Origin of the sequence: Kribbella steppae (genome assembly GCF_004342025.1) — a bacterium.
Classification (GTDB): domain Bacteria; phylum Actinomycetota; class Actinomycetes; order Propionibacteriales; family Kribbellaceae; genus Kribbella; species Kribbella steppae.
The window spans coordinates 258694-284645 of record NZ_SLWN01000003.1; the positions used below are offsets into that span (position 1 = coordinate 258694).

Annotated in this window: 18 protein-coding genes; 5 read left to right on the plus strand and 13 right to left on the minus strand. The window is 68.6% G+C overall.

Annotated features, from left to right (window positions below):
• Positions 1–15 precede the first annotated feature (15 nt).
• On the plus strand, positions 16–879 hold the full coding sequence (locus EV652_RS09945) for a LysR family transcriptional regulator (RefSeq protein ID WP_132208744.1): 864 nt from the start codon (positions 16–18) through the stop codon (positions 877–879).
• Here EV652_RS09945 and EV652_RS09950 read toward each other — a convergent pair.
• From EV652_RS09950 to EV652_RS09960, 3 genes are all read right to left on the minus strand, one after another.
• Positions 848–2200: a M1 family metallopeptidase gene (locus tag EV652_RS09950; RefSeq protein ID WP_132208745.1), complete on the minus strand. Its 1353-nt coding sequence runs from the start codon at positions 2198–2200 to the stop codon at positions 848–850. The two genes, EV652_RS09945 and EV652_RS09950, sit on opposite strands and share 32 nt — an antisense overlap.
• Entirely contained in the window at positions 2200–6126 is a 3927-nt protein-coding gene (locus EV652_RS09955) for a Pls/PosA family non-ribosomal peptide synthetase (RefSeq protein ID WP_132208746.1), read from the minus strand. The genes EV652_RS09950 and EV652_RS09955 overlap by 1 nt, the downstream gene beginning before the upstream one ends.
• 156 nt (positions 6127–6282) lie before the next feature.
• Positions 6283–7437, minus strand: coding sequence for a neutral zinc metallopeptidase (locus EV652_RS09960; protein ID WP_242001678.1), 1155 nt, complete (start codon positions 7435–7437; stop codon positions 6283–6285).
• A 121-nt stretch (positions 7438–7558) separates the two neighbouring features.
• Here EV652_RS09960 and EV652_RS09965 point away from each other — a divergent pair, with 121 nt between their 5' ends.
• Positions 7559–9259, plus strand: coding sequence for a DUF2207 domain-containing protein (locus EV652_RS09965; protein WP_132208748.1), 1701 nt, complete (start codon positions 7559–7561; stop codon positions 9257–9259).
• 57 nt (positions 9260–9316) lie between these two features.
• Here the strand turns inward: EV652_RS09965 and EV652_RS09970 are convergent, their stop codons facing one another.
• Together EV652_RS09970 and EV652_RS09975 are read right to left on the minus strand one after the other, a co-directional pair.
• A complete protein-coding gene (locus tag EV652_RS09970) occupies positions 9317–10606 on the minus strand; it encodes a neutral zinc metallopeptidase (protein WP_132208749.1) in 1290 nt (429 codons plus the stop codon).
• Between the two features lie 1017 nt (positions 10607–11623).
• Complete coding sequence (locus EV652_RS09975; protein ID WP_305000201.1) at positions 11624–12874, minus strand: neutral zinc metallopeptidase; 1251 nt, start codon at positions 12872–12874, stop codon at positions 11624–11626.
• A gap of 197 nt (positions 12875–13071) precedes the next feature.
• Here EV652_RS09975 and EV652_RS09980 point away from each other — a divergent pair, with 197 nt between their 5' ends.
• Positions 13072–14751, plus strand: coding sequence for a DUF2207 domain-containing protein (locus tag EV652_RS09980; protein WP_132208750.1), 1680 nt, complete (start codon positions 13072–13074; stop codon positions 14749–14751).
• A 59-nt stretch (positions 14752–14810) separates the two neighbouring features.
• On the opposite strand, the gene EV652_RS09985 is transcribed toward EV652_RS09980, so the two are convergent.
• The 4 genes from EV652_RS09985 to EV652_RS10000 form a co-directional block, all read right to left on the minus strand.
• Positions 14811–16100: a C39 family peptidase gene (locus EV652_RS09985; RefSeq protein WP_132208751.1), complete on the minus strand. Its 1290-nt coding sequence runs from the start codon at positions 16098–16100 to the stop codon at positions 14811–14813.
• 90 nt (positions 16101–16190) lie between these two features.
• Positions 16191–16748, minus strand: a complete 558-nt coding sequence (locus tag EV652_RS09990; protein WP_132208752.1) for a GNAT family N-acetyltransferase — start codon at positions 16746–16748, stop codon at positions 16191–16193.
• 93 nt (positions 16749–16841) lie between these two features.
• Entirely contained in the window at positions 16842–17678 is an 837-nt protein-coding gene (locus EV652_RS09995; RefSeq protein ID WP_199238102.1) for a lysozyme, read from the minus strand.
• A gap of 104 nt (positions 17679–17782) precedes the next feature.
• The gene (locus EV652_RS10000; protein ID WP_132208753.1) at positions 17783–19045 is read right to left on the minus strand and encodes a neutral zinc metallopeptidase; all 1263 of its coding nucleotides are present in this window, start codon (positions 19043–19045) and stop codon (positions 17783–17785) included.
• A 69-nt stretch (positions 19046–19114) separates the two neighbouring features.
• Between EV652_RS10000 and cysS the strand changes: the two genes are divergently transcribed.
• Together cysS and rlmB are read left to right on the plus strand one after the other, a co-directional pair.
• Positions 19115–20563, plus strand: a complete 1449-nt coding sequence (gene cysS / locus EV652_RS10005) for a cysteine--tRNA ligase (protein ID WP_132208754.1) — start codon at positions 19115–19117, stop codon at positions 20561–20563.
• 1 nt (position 20564) lies between these two features.
• On the plus strand, positions 20565–21527 hold the full coding sequence (rlmB, locus tag EV652_RS10010) for a 23S rRNA (guanosine(2251)-2'-O)-methyltransferase RlmB (RefSeq protein ID WP_132208755.1): 963 nt from the start codon (positions 20565–20567) through the stop codon (positions 21525–21527).
• Positions 21528–21587: 60 nt separating this feature from the next.
• Here rlmB and EV652_RS10015 read toward each other — a convergent pair whose 3' ends face one another.
• The 4 genes from EV652_RS10015 to EV652_RS10030 all read right to left on the minus strand — a co-directional run bounded on the left by EV652_RS10015 (position 21588) and on the right by EV652_RS10030 (position 25870).
• Complete coding sequence (locus EV652_RS10015; RefSeq protein ID WP_242001679.1) at positions 21588–22472, minus strand: S1 family peptidase; 885 nt, start codon at positions 22470–22472, stop codon at positions 21588–21590.
• A gap of 200 nt (positions 22473–22672) precedes the next feature.
• Complete coding sequence (locus EV652_RS10020; protein ID WP_132208756.1) at positions 22673–23548, minus strand: S1 family peptidase; 876 nt, start codon at positions 23546–23548, stop codon at positions 22673–22675.
• A 49-nt stretch (positions 23549–23597) separates the two neighbouring features.
• Positions 23598–25268: a DUF7800 domain-containing protein gene (locus EV652_RS10025; RefSeq protein WP_132208757.1), complete on the minus strand. Its 1671-nt coding sequence runs from the start codon at positions 25266–25268 to the stop codon at positions 23598–23600.
• A 17-nt stretch (positions 25269–25285) separates the two neighbouring features.
• Positions 25286–25870, minus strand: a complete 585-nt coding sequence (locus EV652_RS10030) for a TetR/AcrR family transcriptional regulator (protein ID WP_132208758.1) — start codon at positions 25868–25870, stop codon at positions 25286–25288.
• Positions 25871–25952: the final 82 nt, after the last annotated feature.

A 25952-nucleotide genomic window follows, 5' to 3' on the forward strand; every position in this document is an offset into this window, starting at 1 on the left:
CCATATCGTGGGGTTATGGATCTCCGATTGCTCCGCGCGTTCGTCACGGTCGCCCGGCTGCGCAATTTCGGGGCCGCCGCCGAGGAACTGTCGACCAGCCAACCCGCGCTGACCAAGCAGATCCAGGTACTGGAGCGAAGGGTCGGTTCGGTGCTGTTCAGCCGTGGCCGGCATGGTGCCCGATTGACGCAGGCCGGGGAACTGTTGCTTCCTGACGCTCTGGAGTTGCTCGACCGATCGGAGGCGTTCGATCGGCGCGCGGCCCAGGTCGCAGCGGGTAGCGAAGGGTCGCTGGCGATCGGGTTCGGGCTGTCCGGGATCGAGTTGGCACCACGGGCGGTCGCTCTGTTCCGTAGTCGCTGGCCTGGTGTCTCGGTGTCACTCGAGGACATGTCGTCGTCGGTCCAATGCGAACGTCTGCTCGCGGGCAGTCTGCAGATCGGCTTCGTCCGGCTGCCTGTCCCTGCCGGCCTCGAACACCTACGGTTACGGCGCGATCGGCTGGCCCTCGCGGTCCCCTCGGCAGTCGACGTTCCGCGTGACATCGGGAAGTGGCTCGACGGCCGGCCGCTCGTCCGGCTCACCCCGGCACGCGGGCCTGGTCTGACCGCCCAGATCAACGGCCTGTACGCCGAACTCGGTTGCCACCCCACCGTTCTTCAGGAGACCGCCGACCTGCAGACCGTACTGGCTTTGGTTGCCGCCGGCGCCGGTCCGGCCGTCGTACCGCAGTCCGCCGAGCGCATCGCACCGCCGGGGATCCGCCTCGTCCCACTGCCCGGCCGAGCCGCGACCTGGTGGATCGGTGCGGCCTGGGCCAACCGGACCCCGCTCACCGAACGCTTCGTCAAGGCCGCAGCCGAAATCGCCCGCTCCTGAAGGCAGGCAGCTCCGTCGAGTCCAGCCACAGGGCGAACAGGTGGCGTACGGCGCCCTCGTCCGGGCTGAACGACACCGCCAGTGCGATGAACTCGTGCGTCGTCACCGAACCGTGGCGGTGGGATTTGGTCCACGTCCGCAGGAGTTCGAAGAACGCGTCGTCGCCGAGGTGCTGACGCAGTACGTGCAAAGTGATCGCGCCGCGCTTGTAGAGCCGGTCGTCGAACATCAGCTCCGGGCCCGGGTCCGACAACAGCAGGTCCTGCGGCAAGCCCTTCAACCGCGCGTGCGCCTTCGACACTTGCTGCGTCGCGGTCAGGCCGCCCGACGCCTCGGACCACAGCCACTCGGCGTAGCAGGCGAACCCTTCGTTGAGCCAGATGTACTGCCAGCTCGCGGGCGTCAGACTGTTGCCGAACCACTGATGCGCCAGCTCGTGCGCGACCAGCCGCTCGGATCCGCGCCGGCCGTCCAGATGGTTGCTGCCGAACACCGAGATGCCCTGCGCCTCCAGCGGGATCTCCAGCGGGTCGTCCGTAACCACGACCGTGTAAGCACCGAACGGGTACGGCCCGAACAGCCGGCAGAACAGCTTCATCATGTCCTGCTGCCGGCCGAGATCCACCTTCGCGTTGCGGACCAGTGCTGCGGGCAGCACGGCCCGGGTCGTCACCGGTGACGCGGCCAGCTCGATAGCGTCGTACCGGCCGATCTGCACGGTCGCCAGGTACGTCGCCATCGGCGCGGCCTGGTCGAAGACCCACGTGGTCCGGCTCGCCTTCACCCGCCGTGACACCAGTCGCCCGTTGGCGACCACCTGGTACGGCGAATCAGTGGTGACTGCGATCCGGTAGTGCGCCTTGTCGCCGGGGTGGTCGTTGCACGGGAACCAGGTCGCCGCGCCGCTCGGCTGGCTGGCGACGATCACGCCCTCGGTGAGCTCCTCCCAGCCCAGCTCGCCCCACGGACTGTCCTCGGGCTTGGGACTACCGCCGTACTGGATGTCGACGGTGAACTCGGCGCCGTCCGTGATGTTCGCCGAGATGTGCAGCTTCCCGGAGCGGTGGGTGTAACGCTGGGCCCGGCGGCCGTTGACCGACACCTTGGACACCCGCAGGCCGGACAGGTCGAAGCTGATCCGGGACAGGGCCTGGGTGGCTACCGCGGTGATGGTCGCCCTGCCGGTCAGGCGGTTGCTGTTGACCCGGTAGTCCAGATCCAGCTCGTAGGACTCGACGTGGTAGCCGCCATTGCCGTGAGTGGGCACGTAGGGGTCGCCGGCGGTCGTTGCCCCGGGCTGCCCGTTGTTGCGGGCAACCATCAGCTCTGCCAGGGGGCGATCGGGTTTCCGGCCCAGCGCGTCCCGGCAGGTACACCTTCACCACGCATCACGAGAGACACCGGGCCGATGGTAGCCCCTGCCCCCACGGTCGCGGCCGGCAGGACGATGCCGTGGGGCCCGAGGGTCGCTCCCGGCCCGAAGGTGACTGTGCTCATGGAGAGAACTCGATCATGAAACAGGTGCGTCTGCAGCACGCAACCGCGATTCACCGTGGCACCGTCGCCGAGGGTGACCAGATCGGCCTCGGGTAACCAGTACGTCTCGCACCAGACGCCCTTGCCGATCTTGGCCCCGAGGGTCCGCAGCCAGAGCGTGAGGACCGGCGTACCGGCGGCGGCGTTCGCGAACCACGGCGCCGCGACAAGCTCGACGAAGCTGTCGACCACCTCGTTGCGCCAGACGAACGAGCTCCACAGCGGGTACTCGACCGCGCGGGTCTTACCCACGATCAGCCACTTGGCCACCGTCGCCATTCCGCCCGCGACCGCTCCGGCGGCGAGGATCACCGCGCCGGACAGCAGCACCGTGAGCCATGGCCCGAGCCACACGTCGAGCGCCTGCAGCCCGAACAGCACGCCGAGCGCGATCACCACCGTGCACATCATCGGCACGAACCGGCACAGCTCGACCAGCGCTCTGGCAACCTTGAGCTTGAACGGCGGGTTGAACGTCCGGCTCTGGTCACCGCCGACCGCCTGGCGCCGGAGTTTCACCGGCGGCGATCCGAGCCACGACGTACCGGCCTTCGACTTCTTCGGCGCGGCCGACAGCACGGCGACCAGCCCGTTCTTCGGCACCGACCGGCCGGGCGCGGTCATCCCGGAGTTCCCGAGGAACGCCCGTTTCCCGACCTTCGCGCCGGCCACGTGCAGCCAGCCGCCACCCAGCTCGTACGACGCGATCATTGTGTCGTCGGCCAGGAACGCGCCCTCACCGACCGTGGTCATCTTCGGCAGCAACAGCACTGTCGACGCCTCGACATCCCGGCCGATCTTCGCCCCGAGTGCCCGCAGCCACCAAGGCGTCAGCAGGCTCGCGTACAGCGGGAAGAGCAGTGTGCGGGCCGAGTCCAGCAGTCGCTCGGTCGCCCACACCTGCCAGCCGATCCGGCTCCGCACCGGGTAGTGGCCGGGTTTGATCCCGATACCGAGCAGCCGGACGCCGATCAGCGTCAGCACGGCCAGCATCACGAACCCGACGAGCGTCATCAGCGGTACGGCGGTGAGCGCCTTGAGCGCGGCCTGGCCGAGTGTCTCGGTGCCTTGAAGCGCGTTACCCAGTACGACGATCGCGGCCGCGGCCGCGGCGACCGGAAGCAATGACATCACCGCGGACTGAGCGCCGTACGCGAGAACCCACCACGGCGCGCGGGCCGGCCGGTGATCGGGCCAGGGGCGCCTGGCGCGGCCGATGCGGGTCGCGGGGGAGCCGGACCAGCGCTCGTTCGGGGGCACCTTGCCGGAGACGGCCGAGCCGGCGGCGATCTCGGCATTGCGGCCGATCTCCGCACCGGGCAGCAGCGTGCTACGCGAGCCGATCACGGCCTCGGCGCCGACGCTCACCGGGCCGACGTGCAGCCGGTCGCCGTCGATCCAGTAACCGGCCAGGTCCACCTCGGGCTCGATCGACGCACCGCGGCCCATGGTCAACATCCCGGTGACCGGTGGGAGCGTGTGTAGATCGACACCGCGGCCGACCTTCGCGCCGAGAGCCCTTGCGTAGTAGGCGATCCAGGGCGCGCCGGCGAGGTTGGCCGCTCCGGCGGCGTCTGCGAGATTCTCGGCCGCCCAGAGGCGGACGTGGACGCTGCCGCCTCTGGGATAGGTGCCGGGTTTGAGGTTGCGGAGCAGGAGGCGCGCGCCGACGACGGCGATACCCATCCGGCCGGCCGGGGTGATCAGGATCAGCCAGCCGGCCAGGATCCACCACCACGAGACTGTCCGCAGCCAGGGGAGCGGGCCGGCGAACTCGGCGAGCAGGTTGTTCAGGGTGAACAGGTAGACGAGCCATCGCACCCCGACGACCGTCTGCAGGACCAGGGTCAGCGCGGTCTGGAGCAGCTGCGTCGACCTCGGCGTTGGCCTGATTTCGCGGACCTCCGCCGGCTCGGCGGTCACTGTCGACTCGTCCAGCCGGTCGGCGAGTGCTCCGAGTCGTGGGTACTCGTAGATGTCCGCGACGGTCACATCCGAGTACCGCTCGCGGAGCACCGACACGAGCTGCGCGGCCGCGAGGCTGCCGCCGCCGTGCAGGAAGAAGTCGTTGTCCGCGCCGGTGACTTTCGCGCCGAGGACCTTCGTCCAGCGCTCAGCGAGCCACCCGGCCGTTCCGTCGAGCTCGACGGCGGGGCCGTCGCTGTCCATTCCCTCGAGTGGCCAGGGGAGCGCGTTGCGGTCCACCTTGCCTGAGGTCCTGGTCGGCAAGGTGTCGACGATCGCCAGAAGCGGTACGAGCGCTGCGGGCAGGGCTTTACGGAGTTCCTCGGTGGCCGCTTTCTGGTCGAACACGGTTGGGTCTTCTGGTACGACGTACCCGACGAGCAACTGATTTCCGGCGGCGCTGGCGCGGACGGCAGCGGCTGCGCCAGAGACATTGGGCAATGCCCGCAGGGCTGCGTCGACCTCGCCGAGCTCGATCCGGCGGCCGCCGAGTTTGATCTGCTCGTCGGCGCGGCCCTGGAAGATGAGGCCTTCGGGTTCGTAGCGGACCAGGTCGCCGCTGCGGTACGCGCGTTCCCAGCCGAGCGTCGGCATCGGCGCGAACTTCTCCGCATCCTTGGCCGGGTCGAGATAGCGGGCGAGCCCGACACCGCCGATGATCAGCTCGCCGATCCCGCCCTCGGCAATTTCGTTGCCTTCGGCATCGACTACGGCGAGGTCCCAGCCGTCCAACGGGAGGCCGATGCGGACCGGACCTTCCCCGGTCAGCTGAGCACCGCACGCCACCACGGTCGCCTCGGTGGGACCGTACGTGTTCCAGACCTCGCGGCCGTCCGTCGCCAGTCGCTCCGCGAGCTCGGGCGGGCAGGCCTCGCCGCCAAAGATCAGCAGCCGGACCTGGTCGAGCGCGTCGGCCGGCCACAGCGCTGCGAGGGTCGGGACAGTGGAGACGATCGTGATCCCCTGCGCGACCAGCCAGGGGCCGAGGTCCATGCCGCTGCGGACGAGCGACCTCGGCGCCGGCACCAGACACGCACCGTGACGCCACGCCAGCCACATCTCCTCGCACGACGCGTCGAACGCTACTGAGAGTCCGGCCAGGACCCGGTCGTCGGAGCCGATCGGTTCGTGCTGGAGGAACAGTCGCGCTTCGGCATCCACGAACGCCGCCGCGGATCGATGCGAGACGGCGACACCCTTGGGTACGCCGGTCGAACCCGAGGTGAAGATGATCCACGAGTCATCGTCGGGCTCCGGGCCGCCCGCTCGTACCGGATCCGGTTGTGGCTCGTCCATGCGAGCCGAGTACGGGTAGTCGAAGTAGCCGTCGGCGTTGTCGTTGTCCGGCGGTGGTCCGGCCGGCGCTGCCCGGAGAAGGTTGAGCTCCAGGTCGTCGGTCACGATCGCGGCGACCGCGGCCTCACCGAACACCAGCTCGGCCCGCTCATCCGGGTCGTCCGCATCCACGGGAACGTAGGCCGCCCCGGCCTGCAGCGTCCCGAGGATCGCGACGTACAGATCGTTGTGACCGGACGAGATCCGCACCCCGACCCGGTCGCCCGGCCCGATCCCACCCGCGGTGAGCCGCCCGGCGAACTTGGTCGTCTGCTCGAGCAACTCCCGATAACTCAGACTCACACTGCCGTCATCGAGCGCCGGCTCGTCCGCACACTTCGCCGCCGTCTCCTGCAACACATCCACCAGCGTCCGCGCGGGTGGCGCCCACTCCCCGCGTCGCAACGTCACGCCCGGATGATACGCCCCTCAGCTAACACAACCAGAACGCCGCACAACGCCGAGACAACATCGCCGAGTCGTGAATTTCTGTCGGCAGCGGACGATCTCGCGGACCGAAATCCACCAATGAGCGTTGGCTCAGATGCTGTCAGGCCGCGGTCGGGGCTACTTCACCAGGTCGGCGGGGGCGGCGTAGGTGTTGCAGGCCTTGTTTTCGGAGATGTTGAAGCCGTTCTGGATCCAGAAGCCCTGGCTGGTGGCGAGGCCGTGGGTTCGTTCTTCTGGTGGGGTGTTGGCGGATTCGCCGAAGCTGTTGCTGGACTGTTCTTTGAACTCGTTCATGCGGTCGGTCAGCGGGTAGGTCTCGGCGACCGCTTTGCTGAAGACGCCGGCGAAGCAGGAGGCTTGGAGTTCGTTGCGGCGTGAGTACTCGAGCTTCTTGTCCGGGTGGTCCTGCAGGTACGCCGCTCGCGCGTAGAACAGCCCGGTGACGCCCTGGACGTGATGGCCGTACTCGTGCGCGATCGTCATCAGGTAGGCGAGATCCTGCTGCGGTCCGAACGCCTTGTTCATCTGCTGTACGTCGGTGTACATCACCTGATTGCCGTAGCAGTAGAACGCCAGCACCCGGCCGGACAGCGGCGCGAAGTTGCCGCACGGTGTCACGACCGGCTTGTCGAAAACGACCAGGCCCGGGTCCGGCTTCTCCTGGTCGAGGTCCTTGAAGATCGGCCGCCAGGCGTTGTTCAGGCAGGTGAACAGCTTCTGGTAGTACACCTTCTGCGCCGCGAGACTGCCGGTGCCGAGGTTCGCGGCCTTGCAGTTCTGCTCGGGCAGTGCGCCGCTGCGGTAGATCTCGGCGTTGAGCAGGTAGTCCTCCGCCGAGCCCTTCTGCGGGTTGGTGCTCGCCGTCGGCACGATCGACGGGCCGGTCACGCGCGGCTCGGCGGTGGTGTTGCCGGCATCACCGCCGGTCAGGATCGCGCCGATGACGGCCAGCGACGCACCAAGGAAGATGAGCAGCACGAAGCCGAGCAGGATGAGCCGTGCCGGTCCACCCCGCCGCCGAGGTGGCTGGAACCCGTTGAACTGCCCCTGGCCGCCGTAGTACGGCTGACCCCATTGACCTTGGTACGGCGCACCGGGCTGAAACTGACCTGGACCCTGCTGTGGGAACTGGCCGGGGCCGGGCTGGTACGGACCGCCCTGGAACTGGCCGGGCGGTGCGTATTGGCCGGGTGGTGGCGCGTACTGGCCGGGCGGCGGACCGCCGTACGGGGCTGCCTGAGGAGGCGGCAGGACGCCGGGCGGTGGACCCACGGGCCGATCCTGTGGACGGATCCCGTGGCCGTACGGGCTGCTCACCGGTGTTGCCCTCCTGCCGCTGGACTGGCCTGACTCGGGTTCGCTGGGCGAACCGGCACGAGACTACTCTCGACCCATGTCACTGAAGCGCCGCCTCCTGCCGGCTGCCCTGCTGATGTCCCTGGCCGTCCCGTTCGTTGCCCTGGGCACATTGCCTGCCCAAGCTGCCGAACAACAGGCCGCCGACGACCAGATCACGGCGTACACCGCCGAGGCGACGCTGACCAAGGACGGAGCGCTGCAGGTCAAGGAGACAGTGGACCTGACAGCCGGCGGTACGACGTTCAGCCGGACGCTGGCCACCCGGGTCCGCGCCGACGCCGAGCGGGACCGGACGTACGACGTCAGCGACGTGTCGGCGACTGTGAACGGCCAGCCGGCGCAGGGGTTCGAGAACGAGAGCATCGACGACGGACGCCGGCTCACAATGAACGTGTCCGGTCAGTCGAAGATCGTCTACAGCTACACCGTCGACAACGTCGTGGCCGAGTCCACCGAGGGCCGCGAGGTGAGTTGGCCGATCGTGCAGGGCTTCGGTACGGGGGTCCCGAAGGCCTCAGTGACTGTGGACGTCCCGTTCGCGACCTGGGTGACCTGCATCTCCGGCCGGGTCGGCTCGAGCATGCCGTGTACGTCGTCGCAGTTGGCCGAGTCGGCCGCGCTGCAGATCGACCAGAACGGCGTACCGGCAGGTGGTCGGTTGACCTTCCTGGCCGGGTTGAGCGACCAGGCGACGGTGCAGCCGAATGCGGAGTTCACGACTCGCTGGAGCCTCGGTCGGGCGTTCACCGCCGACTCGAGCACGCTCGGCCTCGCCGCGCTCGTGTTCGGCATCGGACTGCTGGGTGCCGTGGCGTTGTGGTTCTTCCGCGGTCGTGACGCGGCCAAGGTAGGTGGCGGTGCGCCGGAGCGGCCGGTGCTGGACAGCACGAACGGTCCGCAGTTCGCTGCACCGGACGGCATCCGCCCGGGTCAGGTCGGCACGGTGGTGGACGAGACGGCTGACGTCGTCGACATCACCGCGACGTTGCTGGACCTCGCCGTACGGAACTACCTGACCATCGTGGAGCTGCCGCGGCAGAGCCAGTTCGGCAAGCTGGACTGGGAATTGCACCGGCTGAACCAGGGCGGTCCGGAGCTTCTGCCGTACGAGAAGGCTCTGCTGGACGCCGTGTTCGCGGACGGCGACTCGGTCGTCGTCTCCACGCTCGGCGCGTCCCTGCGGCCGCGGCTCAACCTGGTGCGCGAGCAGTTGTACGCCGACGTCGTGACGCAAGGGTGGTTCAACAACCGACCGGACTCCGACCGGAACCGCTGGACCACCGCAGGCCTGGTGTTGCTGGGTGCCGGCGTCGTACTGACGATCGTGCTCGCCATCGTGAGCAAGTACGCCCTGGTGGGCTTCGCGGTCATGCTGGCCGGACTGGTGCTCGCACTCGTTGGTCAGGTCGCACCGGCTCGCACTGCGCGTGGTGCGGCCGTACTCGGACGTGTGGCGGGCCTGCAGCGGTACCTGCTCGACGAGACCTCGGCAGACCTGCCGCAGAGCCATCGGCTCGAGTTCGCGTCGCGGTGCCTCCCGTACGCCGCTGTGCTCGGGCTGACCGAGAAGTGGGCGCTGGAGATCGCCGCCACCGATGACGACGACGATCCGGACGCCGGCATCGGCTGGTACTCCGGACCGGACAACTGGCACCTCTCCGACATCGGTGAATCGCTCAGCAACTTCGTGACGTCCTTCGGTGGCTCGCTCACCACGGCTCGCCGCCTCTTCTGAGCCAGATACACAGAAGCCCGGGTCCAGTGGGCGGACCCGGGCTTCGTTGTTGTAGTGCTAGGCCACTCGGGCCTCGTCCGCGGTGTAGGTGTTGCAGGAGTTGGGCTGCTTGCTGTTGTACCCGGCGATGGACCACTGGTAGTTGCTGACCCGGTTGCCGTGGTCGTGTACCCGCGGCCGGGCGTAGTCGTCGCCGGTGTGCGAGATCAGGAACCGCCAGTTGGCCAGCAGCGGGTTGCGCATCGGGGTGAACGCCGCGTTCGCACCCAGGTACGCCGCACCGAGGCAGGTGGCCTGCAGTTCACGCCGACGGCTCTCGAGCAGCTTCTGGTTCGGCGTCATCTTCTGCTGCCGGCTGACCGAGGCCGCCAGGATGCCGCTGAGTTTCTGGACGTGGTGACCGTACTCGTGCGCGAACGTGTTCAGCATGATCGCGCGGGCGTACACCGGGTTGTTCTTGTAGTACCGGTTGTCCACGGTGAACGGGAGATAGATCGTCTCGTTCGCACCGCAGTACGCCGCCCGGACGCTGCGCTGGATGCCACACGGGGACGACAGCTTGCCGATGTACACGGCCACCTTGGGCGCCCTGAACGGCAGACCGGCCTTCTTCATCGCCAGCAACCAGGTGCGGTTGACGCACGGCAGCAGGCGGTTGTAGTAGCTCCGCGCGGCGACGACGTTGATCGGCGCGAACGGCGGCTCGGCGCACTTCGACGCCGCGATCGGGCCGACGGTGTACAACTTGCTCGCGGTGACGATCTCGTCCATAGTCGGCGCGGCCGGCGCGGATGGCGTCTCGGACGCAGGTGACGGGCTCTCCGACGGCGAGTCGGACGGGCTCTCGGACGGCTGCACCGACGGGGTGTTGGTCGTCTGCGGGGCGTCGTCGCCGGTGAGGCGGACCAGGAGCGTGACACCGGAGCCGACGACCAGTACGGCGAGCACCACGAGACCGATCAGCAGGCCACGCGTCCGCGTCTTCTGCTTGCGTCGCCGACCGCCACCCGGCGGCTGCGGGATCGGGATCGGCGGGTACTGCCACGTCGGCGCCTGCTGCACCGGCTGGCCCATCGGGCCGATCTGGCCGCCGGAGCCGGGGCCGCTGAAGCCGGCACCGTACCCACCGGCAGCACCACCCTGCTGCCCGCGCTGGGCTGCGTGCCGAGCGCCGCCCTGCTGCTGGTTCGGCGGCAGCGCGTTGCTCCACGGGGACGGCGCCTGCGGGGCAGGCCAGGACGGTCCCGAGCCACCCTGCGCTGCCGGACCCTGCGGCGAGGGGCCCCACAGATAGGAGTTCTGTGAGTGCGGACCCGTGCCACCGGCCTGAGCGTCATCGTCTTGCAAGCGCGGTGCTCCGCCATCACGTGGCCCACCAGCCTGCGGACCACTCTGCGGACCGCTCTGGGGCCTGCCGGCTTGCGGACCACCGGCTTGCGGACCACCGGACTGGGGACCGCTGGACTGGGGACCACCGGACTGGGGACCGGCCTGCGGTCCACCGGCGTACGGGGGGCCTGCTTGAGGACGGCCGCCCTGTGCCGGCCCAACGTTCGGTCCACCACCCTGCCGAGGACCGGAACCCTGCTGAGGTGCCTGGCCTTGCTGAGATGCCGGGCCCTGTTGAGGTCCGGTGCCTTGCTGGGGTCCGCGCTGGGGCGGCTGCGGCGTGCTGCCATAGGCAGGTGCCGACTGCCAAGAACTCACTGGCCCCGGACCGGGCTGGCCAGGACCGGGCTGGTTAGGACCAGCCTGGGTGGGACCAGCCTGGCTGGGACCGGGCTGGTTAGGACCGGGCTGTGGGGGGCGGGATTGCTCCGGCCGGGTCTGCCAGGTCGGGTCCTGGTCGGGGTCTTCGGGTTGACGGTTGGCCCAACCGTCACCGAACCAGTTGTTCGCCGGCCGCTCGTCCTGGGACGCGTTGGGGTCCTGGAACTCGCGCTTGGCGTCTGTGGCCTCGCTCCACCACGTGGGCGACTGGCCATCCCCGGCAGACTGCTCCGGCGGACCGGCCGGCTGGTCGCCGTCAGCCGGTTCGCGCCCCGGGGGTGGATTCCAGTTGTCCGACATCGATACTCCTCACGACCTTCTGGGTGTAGCCGTCAACGTGGTGCATCCGGCGCTGTTCGGGGTGCCGACGCCGCGCCGGGTCGTGCGTCCCCCCGGACAGACTGCTCGCCCCCGGACATACTTTGCGTGATCCGGACGCACCAGGCTAGCCAGCGCGGCCAGTCTCCGTCTGCAACCCGGTGCTCCGTGATCGAGACCACTATGACGTTGTGAGCTGCCGCACCCGTTCCCGCGGTACGCCGACCAGCCCACGACCCCATGCGAGCCGGCCGTGGACCCCCGTCGTACCGAGGCCTACTGCACCTTCGCGGAGGACACGGCGAAGGTGTTGCAGACGCTCGGGTTGCGGCCGTTGAAACCGCGCGTCGCCCAGTACCTGTGGTTCACCCCGTCCCCGTGGTCGTTGTTGTGGTCGGTCCAGTGCAGGATCAGCCACTTCCACTGGAACAGTGACTGGCCGGTGATCGGGTAGCTGCGCTTGTTCGAGCCGATGAAGATGTCGCCGAAGCAGGACGCCTGCAGCTCCAGCCGCCGGCTGCCCTCCAGCTCGAGCGCCTGGCTCGGGGCCTCGTAGCGGATCCGGTGGTTGGCCGCGAGGATGCCGGTCAGGTTCTGGACGTGGTGGCCGTACTCGTGCGCGAACTGGTGCAGCATCCACATCCGCGCCCACACCTTCTGGTACTCCTGCGGGTAGCGGTTGTAGTTGCCGATGTCCTCTGTGAGGTTCATGTAGATGGTTTCGTTGGTGCCGCAGTAGAACGGCGGACCGGAGTCGTTGCCGGTCCCGCACGGTGTCGTGACGGTCCCGCTGAACGGCTGCACGGTCGGCGGCCGGAACCGGGCGCCGGACTTGGCCACCAGTGCGGGCCAGGACTTGTTCAGGCACTTGAGCAGGTTGGCGTAGTTGGCCCGCGCGCCCGACACGTTCGACGGGCGGGACCTGGACTCCTTGCAACTGACCGCCTTCATCGCTCCGGCCTTGTACAGCTTGTTGCGCAGCACCAGGTCGGTGTCGGTCGGCCCGGGCTTGGGCTTCGGCGTGGACGTCGTCCGCGGTGCGGTCGGCTTGGTCGCGGTCGGCCGGGTCGTGGTCCTGGTCGGCTGACTCGTCGCGACCGACGGCGACGCAGACGGCCCGTACGTCGGGGTGTAGCTGGAGGAGGAGTAAGACGGGCCGGCGTACGAGTCGTTGTCCTTCAAGGCCTTCGACACACCGAAGAGCCCGACCCCGCCGAGCACAACCACCCCGAGCACCACGAGGACGGCCTTGCCGCCGCCACCTTTCTTCCGCGGCGGCTGCCCACCAGAAGGTCCGCCAGGCGGAGCACCCCAGCCGAACTGCGGCCCGCCAGGCCCGCCAGGTCCGCCCGACCCTCCGCCGTACGGCGGCATCCCCTGGTACGGCGCTGACGGCGGCGGACCGCCGTACTGCGGACCAGGCTGCCACTGCGGCGCACCATAAGACGGTGGCTGCCCACCGTGAGGCGCACCGTAGGGAGGCTGTGGTTGCGGCCCGGGCGGCGGGCCCCACTGGTTGCCAGACACCCGGCAGACGCTATCCGAGCCCAGGCTCACCAACAGTTGCCCAGCTCAACAGACGGACTCAGCAGATACGACACATCCCGCTCTGGGTGGCTGACACCTGCCGGACGCCGGCCGAGCGAGGGATCGCGTTGCATGAAACACCCGTCACGATAGGGTGCCCGAGTCAACTGACCCTCTCTTTACGGTGTGATTGGGCGATGCGTCTACGTCTGCTCGGGCTAACCCTGTGTGCCCTCGGTCTTTCGGCCCTGACCGGCGTCCCGGCCGGTGCGACCGATTCCCACGGTGCGGCCGACCCGGTCGTGACCAATTTCGACAGTCAGATCCGGGTCGAACGCGACGGCTTGCTGAAGGTCTCCGAAACCTGGAAGCTCAGCAACGTGACCGGGACCTTCACCCGGTTCGTGGTCACCCGCGATCACCTGCCCGACGACATCGACCACGTGCAGGAGCTCCAGGATCTGAAGGTCACGGCCGGCGGCCAGGAGAAGAAGACCGAGATCAGCAAGAGCGGTGACGTCACCTCGGTCGCGGTCGCGGACGTCAGCGGTGCCACCCAGCTGGACTTCACCTACACGGTGAAGGGCGCGGTCGCGAAGACGCTGAACGGCACCGAGGTGCGGTTCGCCCCGCTGACCGGGATCAACCTGACCGTCCAGCAGGCGAACATCGTCTTCAGTACGCCGGAGGTCACCCACGTCTCCTGCTTCGCCGGCGCGGTCGACAGCAACAGCCCGTGCTCGCTGGCGCAGATGGGTGAGACGGCCGGGCCGACGTTCCAGCAGCAGGGCCTGCCACCGGGGAACACGGTCCGGATGACGGTCGGCTTCCCCGAGGGCGAGATCGCCGCGAACTCGATCGTCGAGTACCGCAAGACGCTCAAGCGGGCGTTCTCCACCGACACCGCACAGCTGCTCACCGCGCTCGCCGTCCTGTTGCTCGGCGCGATCGGTCTGCTGCTGCTCTACCGGGTCCGCGGCCGCGACCGGGTCGACCCGCGACGCGTCGTACCGGCGTCGCTGTTCAGCCTCGGCAACGACACCCGGATCGACTTCACCCCGCCGTCCGACCTGCGCCCCGGTGAGGTCGGCACCCTGATCGACGAGCGGATCGACCCGGTCGACGTGACCGCCACCATCATCGATCTGGCCGTCCGCGGGCACCTCACGATCATCGAGCAGGAGCACGACTCCGAGTACGCGCGGCCGGACTGGGAGCTGCGCCGGGTCGCGAACGCACCGTCGGAGGAGCTGCAGCGCTACGAGAACGTCCTGATCCGGGCGATCTTCGGCGACTCCGACTCGGTGCTGGTCTCCGAGCTCGGCCGCCAGGTCCGGGCGAACCTCGGCCAGGTCCAGGACGCCCTGTACGACGGTGTGGTCAAGCGCGGCTGGTTCACCGAGCGCCCCGACCGGACGAGGTCGCTGTGGGCAACAATTGGCATCGCCGTCACCGTGCTGGGTGTCGCGCTGACCATCGCACTCGCACTGTTGACGACCTGGGGCCTGCTCGGGCTGGCGGTCACCGCCGTCGGTGTCGGCCTGATCGTGGTCGGCCGCTACATGCCGGCCAAGGCTCCGGCTGCCGGCCGGGTGCTCGGCCAGGTCGCCGCGATCCGGGGCGAGCTGCTCGAGATGGACGTCAGCGAACTGCCGTCGGACCAGCACGCGGAGCTGTGCTCGCGCGCCCTCCCGTACGCCGTCGTCCTCGGCGGCTCGGAGCGCTGGATCGACGCTCTGGTCGCGACCGACGACGACGTCGACGAGGACGAGGGCTTCCCGTGGTACCGCGGCCCGCGCGGCTGGCATCTGCAGTACCTGCCGGACTCGCTCCGCAACCTCACCACCAACCTCACGGGTGCGCTCTTCGCCCGCTGAGGCCCGTTGGACAGAGCAGCGCCCGCCACACCGCCCCGGTGTGGCGGGCGCTGTCGCTTCTACCAGTTGGCCTGCGGCCCCACCGGCGGCAGTGGCATCCCCGCTGGGTGGATGACGTAGACGAGTCCGCCCGAATGCGGCACCCACGCGTTCTCGAAGGCCGCCCGGTCGTACGTCGTCCGCACCTCGTCGTTGCTCGGGATCAGGTGCGACGCCGGGTCATTGACGACTACGTTGCCGGCCGGGTCGAACCCGACGATCACCATCAGGTGCCCGTTCGTTCCGTAGCCGGCCCCGGGCAGATCGCCCTTCTTGAACGACAACGACGCGACCAACGGGATCCCCGCCTTGATGAACTGCTCCGCCTCGGTCAGTGACCGCAGCCGGGTGACGAACCCGTCGATCCCGCGCGTTCCGGCGTACGCCGTGTTGAACGGCCAGTTCCCGGCGCCGTCGTACGCGTAGTCGAAGACCGAGCGGGCCGAGTGGTCCACCTGAGGATCGGCGTCGGACGGATCGACCCAGGCGGTCTCCTCGGCGGTCGGCCCGGCGCCGTAATAGTCGAGCACCATCGCCGTCGACGTCGCCGAGCACCAGGCCTCGCCACCGTTGTCCCACTGCGGGTAATGCCCGATGTGGGTCTCCTGCGAGTACGTCGGTACGTCGAGCACGACGCCCTCCGCACCGCCAAGGGGGCTGACGGCAACCTTCTTCGCATCCGGGAGCGAGGACGCCATCGCGCCGACGGACCGGACGATCGGGGCCTGCGTCGTCCCGCTGAGCCGGTACAGCGTCACCTTCAGCTGCCAGCGATCGAGGGACCTGTCGCCGGCCGCGACGAAGGTGTCGACGGCAACCGATCCGTTCGCGTCGCCCTGGGCCGGCACCGAGGTGCGGTGGATGTCGCCGGCCGCGGTGTCGTCACCGCTGGACCATCGGCCGAGCACGTACCACTTGGTGGATGTGCCGAGATCGGTCCGGCCGGACATCGCCACTTCGACCCAGGTCCCGGGCGGCGTGGTCGCGTTCCAGGACGCGATCAGCTCGGTCAGGCCGAAGCCGGGGGTGACGACCGGCGACGTCCAGCTGGTCCGGTCGTAGCTCTTGGCGGTGCCGTCACCGAACGGATCGACGTACGGCGTGGTGCCGGTCGACGTACCGAAGGTGAGGGCGCCGTCGGCGACCGTGGTGCCGGAGTGGGCACCGGCGAGGAAGTCGGCGGACGACGTCCACGTGGTGTACGCGATGTCGCGCATCTGCGGCACCTTGGCGGCCTCGCTGGGCAAGGTGCCGGATGTCAGCACGACCACACTGGCGATCAGCGCGGTGAGACTGTGGGCGGCGGTCATAGCTCGACCGTAGACCCGGCCGTTCCAGCTGTCGCGGTGAACGCGTGCCGCGATAGCGGCTTAGTCCAGTCAAATAGTTACGAGCCGGAACTAAGGGCGCTGCTTCCACTCGTCGGCGAGCATCGCGAAGACTGCTTCGTCACTCCATTCGCCCTTGAGGAACTCGTTCCGGACGAAGTGCGCCTCCTGGCGCATCCCGAGTCGCTTCAGCAGGTTCGCCGACCCGGTGTTGCGCGCGTCCAGGCGACCGATGATCCGATGCATCCCGAGCTCCTCGAACCCGAGCCGCAGGAGCTCCACCGAGGCCTCAGCGGCGTACCCGCGCCCGTGGAAGTCCGGGTGGAACACGAAACCGATCTCGCCACCCCGATGCTCCGCGCTCTGCACGAACAGCGTCACCTCACCGACGTGCTGCCCGGTCTCCCGCAGGATGACGGCCAACGTCAACGCCTGCCCGTCCTTGTCCATCGGTACGTCGGCCAGCCGGCCGGCCAGCGATTCGCGGACCTGCTCCGGCGTCTTCGAGTCGTACAGCAGGAAGCGCGTCACGTCGTCGTTGGACTGCAGTTTCAGCAGGTCGTCGTAGTCGGTCTCGAGGTAGCGGCGAAGCGTCAGACGGTCGGTCTCGATCGGCAGCGAAAGGGTCACACTCCGAGCCTATGAGATGGCCGCAAGCCAATAAAACAAGGCGGGTCTGGCCCTCCCGCGTGCACGTGGGAGGGCCAGACTTCTTCCCCCGGATCAGCCGTTCGCGAGGGCGACCAGACGGGTCTGGTCGCCGTTGAAGCGGTTCTGGTCGATCGGGGTCGAGCTGTACTGCCAGAAGGTGTGGAACGGCCAGCCGCCCGGCAGGGTGCCCGGCGCCGAGGCGTAGCGGGCGACCCAGAGCGGGTTGGTCGCGTTGAAGGCAGTGCTGTTACCGGTGCAGCGGGTCCACCAGTCGAGGTTGGTGTAGATGACCGCGTCACGGGTGGTGCGAGCCTTGTAGGTGTTGAGGAAGTCCCGGACCCAGCTGACCATGGCGGACTGGCTCAGTCCGTAGCAGGTGGCGCCGTACGGGTTGTACTCGATGTCGAGGGCGCCCGGCAGGGTCTTGCCGTCCCGGGACCAGCCGCCGCCGTTGCTGGCGAAGTAGTTGGCCTGGGTGGCGCCACTGGACGTGTTCGGAGTGGCGAAGTGGTAGGCGCCGCGGATCATGCCGACGTTGTAGGAACCGTTGTACTGCTGGGCGAAGTACGGGTTCCTGTACGACGTTCCTTCGGTCGCCTTGACGTACGCGAACCGCTTGCCGGCGGTCCACTGCGCGGCCCAGTTGACGTTGCCCTGGTGGCTGGAGACGTCGATACCTTCGACGGTCGCGGCGGGTGCCATGACGGCCGGTGCGGAACTGGTCGTCGTGTTCTGCAGCCAGCCCATGTAGGCGTCGCCGTCCTTGGCGATGCCGTGCTGGCGTGCCTGTGCGGTCGGCTGCTGAGCTGCGGTGGATGGGGGATCGGTCGGACTTGCTTGGGCGGGGCCGATCGAGGCCAGGAACAGGCCAAGAGTGACGGCGGCACCCGTGAAAAGGGCGGACTTCACGGTGAACCTCCACAGAGCGATGAGGGGCGGAACAGAGCGCTCGGCGGAGGTTTTACCCGCGTTTCGTAAGAATCAACCCTCGATCTACAGCTGAATGTGAATATTTACCGAACATAGGTCGCCGCGGCGACGTACGTATTACAGGCGGCCGGACTGAGCGTCTTGAACCCGGCATTCGCCCAGCGCGGCAGGACCTCCCGGCTGCCGTGGTCCCGGCGCGTCCCGTACTCGTCGCCTTGGTGGGCGTGCAGCCAGTCCAGCTGCGACTTGAACAGCCCGCCGTTGAGCCCGTAGCTGCGCTTGTTCGCGCCGAGGAAGACGTTGCCCAGGCAGCTCGCCTGGAGCTCGAGCCGACGGCTCATCTGCAGCGCCGCGTCACCGGACCGGTCGTACTGGATGTTCGACGACGCCCGCAGGATCCCGGTCAGGTTCTGGAGGTGGTGACCGTACTCGTGCGCGACGGTGTCCGACATGTCCGCGCGCAGGAAGGCCATCGCCGTGGTCCGGTTGGGGTAGCGCAGGAACTGCTGGTATCGCTTCAGGTCGGTCGCGGCGTCCATGTAAATGGTCCGGTTCGACGAGCAGTAGAAGGAACTCGGTGCGTTCCCGCTGCACGGCGTACTGACAGGTCCGGTGAACGCGATCATCCGCGGCGGGGCGAAGGTCTTGCCGGACAGCGCGACCTGCCGCGGCCACGCACGATTCAGGCAGTTGAGGACGTTGGCGTAGTACTTCCGCGCGTTCGCCGCGCTGTTGGCCCGGGCGCCGGACTCCCGGCAGTTCACCGTGCGCTGCGCGCCGGACTTGTAGATCCGGTTCTTGGTGACGACGTCGGAGTCCGACGGTGGCGGAGGGGTCGTCGGCGTCGTCCTGGTCGGCTGCGTCCGCGTCGGCTTGGTGGTCGGAACCGTCGGCTCGGCGGTGTCGGTCGGTTCCTCGGTCGGCTCGTACGTCGACGTGTAGGTGGGCTGTGGAGAGGTGTAGTCGTCGTCGGGACCGTTCACCTGGGTCCACATCCACAGCGCGACGGCCCCGGCCGCCACGACCACGATCGGCAGCACGATGAAGGCCGCCTTGCTCTTCTTCTTCGGCGGGGGCGGCGGGAACCCGTTCGAGCCCCACCCGAATCCAGGCCCCTGCGGCGGCGGACCCCACTGCTGCGGACCAGGCGGACCGTACTGCTGCGGCGGACCCTGGTACTGCGCCGGCGGACCGCCGTACTGCGGCGGCGGTCCTTGATACGGCGGTCCCTGGGGCGGTGGTCCTTGCTGTGGTGGTCCTTGGTGTGGCGGTCCCTGCGGGGGTGGTCCCTGGTACAGCGGTGGTCCCTGGGGCGGTGGTCCGCCGTACGGTGGCTGGTTCGACAAGGAGTCCTCCTGGGGCTGGTCCGGACAATATTGTCAAGAGGAGGTGTCAACTCCCGTTACCCTTGATCGGTGACACTTCGCTTGTACGACACCGCGACAGCAGCAGTGAGGGATTTCGAACCGGTCCATCCGGGCAAGGTCGGGATCTACCACTGTGGGCTGACGGTGCAGGGTGCCCCGCATGTCGGGCACATCTACAAGGAGGTCGTGTTCGACGTCCTGCGGCGCTGGCTGGAGCGCTCCGGGTACGAGGTCACCGTGATCGCGAACGTGACCGACATCGAGGACAAGATCCTGGCCAAGTCGGCCGAGCGCGGCGTCCCGTGGTGGGCGCACGCCTACGAGTTCGAGCGTGAGCTGCACTGGGCGTACGACGTGCTCGGCTGCCGCCCGCCGACGTACGAGCCGCGGGCCACCGGCCACATCCCCGAGATGCTCGAGATCATCGACCAGCTGATCGAGCGCGGGCACGCGTACATCGCCCCGGACGGGTCCGGCGACGTCTACTTCGACGTGAGGTCCTGGCCGTCGTACGGCGAGCTGTCGAACCAGAAGATCGAGGACATGGAAGCCGCCGAGGACGCGGACCCGCGCGGTAAGCGGGACCCGCGGGACTTCGCGCTGTGGAAGGGCCACACCGACGGCACGCCGCGGACGGCGTCCTGGCCGACGCCGTGGGGTCGCGGCCGCCCCGGCTGGCACCTGGAGTGCTCGGCGATGGCGGGCAAGTACCTCGGCGAGGAGTTCGACATCCACGGCGGCGGGCTGGACCTGCGGTTCCCGCACCACGAGAACGAGCTGGCCCAGTCGACCGCGATCGGGCAGAAGTTCGCCCGGTTCTGGATGCACAACGCCCTCGTCACCACGGCCGGCGAGAAGATGTCCAAGTCGATGGGCAACAGCGCGGTCGTGCGCAAGGTGGTCGAGCGGGTGCGGCCGATCGAGCTGCGGTACTACCTGGTGCAGTCGCACTACCGGTCCGTGGTGGAGTTCTCCTTCGGTGCGCTGGAGGAGGCCGCGACCAGCTTCCAGCGGGTCGAGGGGTTCGTGTCGCGGGCGACCGAGGTGACCGGTGGGGTCGTGCCGGCCGCCGAGTTGCCGGCCGACTTCGTCACCGCGATGGACGACGATCTCGGCACGCCGGCGGCGTTCGCCGTACTGCACAACACCATCCGGGACGGGAACAAGCTGGTCGCCGACGGGGATTCGCCCGCCCTGCGGGAGAACCTGGCCGCGGTCCGCGGGATGCTCGGCGTGCTCGGGCTCGACCCGCTGGCCGAGCCGTGGGTGTCCAGGACCGGTGCCACCGAAGAGCTCAGTGAGGTGGTGGACGGGTTGGTCAAGGCGCTGTTGGAGCAGCGGCAGGCCGCCCGGGAGCGTAAGGACTATGCCGCGTCGGACGAGATCCGCGACCGGCTGAAGGCGCTCGGCGTCGTCGTCGAGGACACGCCACAGGGGCCTCGGTGGACGGTCCCGGTGTCCGATGCCCGGCCGGCAACCAACAACGAAGGAAGCTGACGTGCCAGGCAACAGCCAGCGCAAGGGTGCCATCCGGAAGAAGCCACGTGGGAACCCGACCGCCGGATCCGGTGGCCGGGTGCGCCGTGGTCTGGAGGGCAAGGGCCCGACGCCGAAGGCGGTGGACCGGGTCAAGCACCCCGCGCACAAGCGGGCGAAGGCGGCCGAGCGCGCCAAGGAGCGCGAGCGTTCCCGCCGTCCGGCCCGGAAGGACACCGACTCGTCCGTCGAGTGGGTGTACGGCCGCAACCCGGTGGTGGAGGCGTTGCGGGCCGGTGTCCCGGTCGCCGCGCTTCATGTTGCCGAAGGCACCGAACGGGACGCCCGGCTGCGGGAGGCCCTGCTGATCGCGGTCGAACACGGCATCTCGGTGCTCGAGGTGCCGCGGACCGAGCTCGACCGGGTGACCAGCAACGGCTCCCACCAGGGTGTCGCGGTGCAGATCCCGCCGTACGAGTACGCGCATCCGGACGACCTGCTCTCCCGGGCGTACGACGCCGGCGAGGTGCCGCTCGTGGTCGCGCTCGACGGGGTGACCGACCCGCGCAACCTGGGCGCGATCACCCGATCGGCGGCGGCTTTCGGTGCGCACGGCGTCGTCGTGCCTGAGCGTCGTACGGCGTCCATGTCGGCGTCGGCGTGGAAGACGTCGGCCGGTGCGGCGGCCCGGATCCCGGTGGCTCGCGCGACCAACCTGAACCGCGCGCTCAAGTCCTACAAGGACGCCGGCCTGCTGGTCGTCGGCCTGGACATGGGCGGCGAGGTCGAGCTCCCCGAGCTGGACGCCGCCACCGAGCCGCTCGTCCTCGTTGTCGGCTCCGAGGGCAAGGGCCTGGCCCGCCTGGTCCGGGAGAACTGCGACATCATCGTCTCCATCCCGATGACGAGTTCCACCGAATCCCTCAACGCCGGCATCGCCACCGGCGTAGCGCTCTACGAGATCTCGCGCCGGCGCGGGGACTGATCGCCACAGGACGGCGGCCCCGGATCCAGGTGGATCCGGGGCCGCCGTTTCGCGTTGGGGTCAGTAGACGCTGACGCCGTAGCGGGAGAGGACTTCGGTGACGGGCTGGAAGTAGGTCGTGCCACCGGAGGAACAGTTGCCGGAACCGCCGGAGGTCAGACCCAGGGCCACGGTGCCGGCGAACAGAGCGCCGCCGGAGTCGCCGCCCTCGGCGCAGACGTTGGTGCGGATCAGGCCGCTGACCGACCCCTCGGCGTAGTTCACCGTGGCGTTGGTACCGGTGACCGAGCCGCTGCGCAGACCGGTCGTGCTACCACTGCGCTTGACGGCCTGGCCGACGAACGCGTTCCCGGCCGAGGTGATGTCCTGCGTCGAGCCGTTGTAGAGGTTCACGTTGCCGGGGTGGTTGGTGTACGACGTGCTGTACCGGACGATCCCGTAGTCGTTACCCGGGAAGCTGGTCCCGGATCGGGTGCCGAGCAGGGTCGTCTTGCTGGAGTTCGCGTACCAACTGGACGCGATGTTGGTGCAGTGACCGGCGGTCAGGAAGTAGTACGTGCTGCCGCTGCGGACGTTGAAGCCGAGCGAGCAGCGGTACTGCCCACCGTAGATGGCGTCACCGCCGCGGATGTACTTCGACAGCTTGCCGGACATCTTCTCCAGCGTGACCCGGTCACCGAACTGCTTGGTGACATTGGTGAGCGCCGTCAGCTTCCCACCGGTGACCGTGTCGTCGTACGAGACGATGATCCGGCCGTCCGGGTTGGTCTGCCAGGCGGTGCCCGGGATGGACGCGTCCTTGGACAAGGTCGCGCTGATGGCCGTGGCCGACAGCTTGGCGGGATCGACCGGGGCAGCCGACGCCTGGGTGGCGAGCAGTCCGGTGGCGGTCAGCCCGGCAGCTGCCAGGATTGCCGCGGTACGACGGATGGGCAGAATTTTCACGGTTTCAGCCTCCTCACGATGAGGACGCGCTCGGGGCGGGTGCGTCCTTGACTTCAACCGTGTCCACTTGTACCCCACTGCGTCCCTGGGTATTCAGGTGAATTCGGAGAGTGAGGGAAATCCTGCGCGGCGGCTTCCCCTGGTTTACCCGGTACGACGGGAAGCCGCCGCGGCGACTGTGACGGGTGTCACATCAACGGTCAGTAAACGCTCACGCCGTACGCGTTGAGTGCTTCGACGACCGGCTGGAAGTAGGTGACGCCGCCGGAGGAGCAGTCGCCGGACCCGCCGGACGTCAGGCCGAAGGCCCAGTGCCGGTAGAACAGCGGACCGCCGGAGTCGCCCGGCTCGGCGCAGACGCTGGTCCGGATCAGGCCGGCGACCCGGCCGTCGCCGTAGTTCACCACGGAGTTCAGCCCGGTCACCCGGCCACTGTGCAGACCACTGGTGATGCCGGCGCGGTACACGTACTGCCCGATGCCAGGGTTCATCGCCGTGGTGATGTCCTGCGAGCGGCCGTTGTACAGGTACACGCTGCCGCCGGGCGGACGGATGACGGTGGGGTAGATGAGCAGGGCGTAGTCGTTCCACGGGTAGCTGGAGTGGTGCAGCTTGCCGAGGTAGAGGTTGTGGTCATCGTCCTGGTACCAGGTCGACGCCTCGTTGCCGCAGTGCCCGGCGGTCAGCAGGTAGTACTTACCTTTCCGCTGGACATTGAAGCCGGCCGAGCACTTGATCTCGCCGCCCCAGATGCCGGTGCCGCCGCTGACGTACTTGGTCAGCTTGCCGGGCAGTTTCTCGAGGACGACGTTCTCGCCGAGCTTCTTGGTGACGCTGGTCAGGGCGGTCAACTTGGTGCCGGTGACGGTGGAGTCGTAGGAGACGAGGACCTTGCCGTCCGGTCGCGTCATCCAGGCGGTGCCGGGGGTCGTCACCTCCTCGTTGAGAGTGGACGTGATCGCCGCCGCGGACAGCCGGGGCGGCTTGCCCGGATCGGCGGTGGCCGGCAGTGCGGCCAGTGACAAAGCAGTGGCGGCGACGATCGCCGCGGTGCGTCTGAGGGTGGAGGGTCGCATGTCGATAAGCCTTCCGTAACGAGCAGCGGGCGGACCGGCCGTGGCAGCTTCAGGACATCAAGCGCTTGGATGGCGAGTCTAGGTGTCCATAGGTCAACGTCCGGTCGAGCAACTGCCGCCCTCCGCGCAGTACGGCATGGTCGACATCGACCGCCCAGTCCTCACCGGACAACGTCACCGTCATCGCGCCGTTCTCGAACCACGGACCGTGCGCGATCCGCCAGTAGGCGGCCACATCCCGGACGCCGGCCAACCGTGCGAGTTTGTGCAGCAGCGTCGTCATCCAGCGCTTGTCCAGCAGGTGATTCGCCCACTGGATGTGTCGCGGCACCGGGTTCCGGAACGGCGACATGGTGAGCTGGCGGATCGCCGTACCGGGATGCTCGACGGCGGCCAGACGAGCTTCGGCGAGATAGCTGCAGTGCACGTCGCCGGCCAGCATCAGGATCGACGCCGGCGGATCCTCGCCGCCGACCAGCTCGGTGAGCAGATCGGTCACGTCGTCGAACGACTTCCGGAACGAGGCCCAGTGCTCCAGATCCATGCCCTGCCGGATCTTCTCGCCGATCCGCGAGCCACGCGGTCCCCAGGCACCGGACGAGATCGCCTCGTCCCAGCCCTCCAGATGATGCAGCCCAGGTGCAAGCAGGAACGGCAGCGTCGACGCGAGCAGCAGGTGGCGGATCGGCCGGGACGCCTCGACGGTGTGACGCCGGACCCACTCCCATTCGTGCGCGTCGACCATCGCTCGCTCATCCGGCTCGAGATGCCGCGAGCAGCGCGAGTCGACCGCGAGCAGCCGGATCCCGCGGGACGCGTCGCCGAAGTCGCGGTAGAAGCTCCATCGGGTCGAGGCCGGATCCTCGTCCGCCATCCACGCGAAGCTGTCCAGGTACGCCGTACGCTCGTCGTCGTCCTCGATCGAGAGCATCGCCCGGTACGTCGCGTCCTGGTCGAGCTGCTCGGGCGACAGGTTGCCGAGATGCTGATAGACCCAGTACGACGCGTAGGCGCCGACGACTCGATCGTGCCACCACGGCTGCGAGGTGACCCAGCGACGCCAGGTCAGCGAGGTGTTCCAGTCGTCGCGCAGGTCGTGGTCGTCGAGCAGCATGCACAGCGGGACCGTCGAGAACAGCCACCGCACGGCCGGGGTCAGCCACGCGTCGTCGTACAGCCAGGTGTACTCCTCGAAGTTTCCGATCTCGTCGGCCACCTCGGACCCCTGCCGGCCACCGTGCGCCTCCCGGAGTTTCTCGAGTACGGCGTCCGACGGGTCGTCGGCGTACACCTGGTCACCGAGCAGCAGGACCGCGTCCGGTGATGCGTCGGAGCCGGTCGCCATCCGCTCGGCGAGCGCGACGAGTGCGTCCGGGCCGAACTCCTTGAACCCTTTCGCGTCGAACGGCACCGACCGCCGGCACGACCCGAACGTCAGCCGGAAGGTCCCGTCGGCGAGCGGCGTCCGGATCACGCTGGGACCGAACTCGCCGTCCGGCAACGGCCAGACGAGCCTCCCGTCCAGCCGGACCTCGTACGGCGTCTCGCTGTCCGGCGTGAGGCCTTCGATCCGGACCAGCGCGTAGTGGTGACCGTGCACCGTCCAGGTCCGGGCCTGGTGGCCGAGCACCTCGACATCGCAGGGCGCGCTGGTCTCGACCCAGACCGTAGCCCGAGTGTCGTCGACGTACCGCAGCAGCGGCCCCAGCTTGAGTTCCATCCGGAAAAGCTACAAGGTCAGTCCAGCCGAAGGGAGTGCAGTACGAAGGACGCGAGCTCCCGGTACGCCTCGGCGTCGTTCAGGCCGGTCCGGCGGGCGATGTCGCCACGCTGGATCGCCTGCATGGTGTGGGCGATCATCTCGGCCGCGAACGCGATGTCGACCGGCCGGAACGCCTTGTTGTTGATGCCGTCCTCGATCAGCGTCCGGACCCGATCGGCCGCGATCCGGGTGTTCCGCTCGTACACCGAGCGGGCCGGGGCGAACCGGGCCACGTCGTCCAGGAAGGTCCGGCTGGCCGGCCGGAGCGCGTCCGCGACCGCGTTCAGGTACGCCGCGATCCGCCGGTCGTGCCGGGTCTGCCGGGCGACCGCGGACTCCACCTGGGCGGTGGCATGCTTGAAGTAGTGCTTCACCACCTCGACGGCGAGCTGTTCCTTGCTCGGCGCGAGCGCGTAGAGGGTCGTCTTGCTACAGCGCAGCTCGGCGGCCAGGTCGTCCAGGGTGAACCGGCTGAAGCCCTGGGTGAGAAACAGGGACAGAAGCCGGTCGAGCAGCTCGGACTGCCTGCGGGTACGGCGACCCGGAACGACTGTCGTCATATCGAGACAGCATAGAACGATACTGAAGTATGGTCGACAGTATCATTTGTAGTATCGTTAGGGCAGCTGTTGAGAGGGGTGC

Bases quoted from the DNA above. Each gene is read 5' to 3' on its own strand.
- EV652_RS09980 (WP_132208750.1), top strand. From the start codon at position 13,072: ATGCGTCTACGTCTGCTCGGGCTAACCCTGTGTGCCCTCGGTCTTTCG.
- EV652_RS09945 (WP_132208744.1), top strand. From the start codon at position 16: ATGGATCTCCGATTGCTCCGCGCGTTCGTCACGGTCGCCCGGCTGCGC.
- EV652_RS10020 (WP_132208756.1), bottom strand. From the start codon at position 23,548: ATGCGACCCTCCACCCTCAGACGCACCGCGGCGATCGTCGCCGCCACT.
- EV652_RS10025 (WP_132208757.1), bottom strand. From the start codon at position 25,268: ATGGAACTCAAGCTGGGGCCGCTGCTGCGGTACGTCGACGACACTCGG.
- EV652_RS10030 (WP_132208758.1), bottom strand. From the start codon at position 25,870: ATGACGACAGTCGTTCCGGGTCGCCGTACCCGCAGGCAGTCCGAGCTG.
- EV652_RS09985 (WP_132208751.1), bottom strand. From the start codon at position 16,100: ATGACCGCCGCCCACAGTCTCACCGCGCTGATCGCCAGTGTGGTCGTG.
- EV652_RS09965 (WP_132208748.1), top strand. From the start codon at position 7,559: ATGTCACTGAAGCGCCGCCTCCTGCCGGCTGCCCTGCTGATGTCCCTG.
- EV652_RS09950 (WP_132208745.1), bottom strand. From the start codon at position 2,200: ATGGTTGCCCGCAACAACGGGCAGCCCGGGGCAACGACCGCCGGCGAC.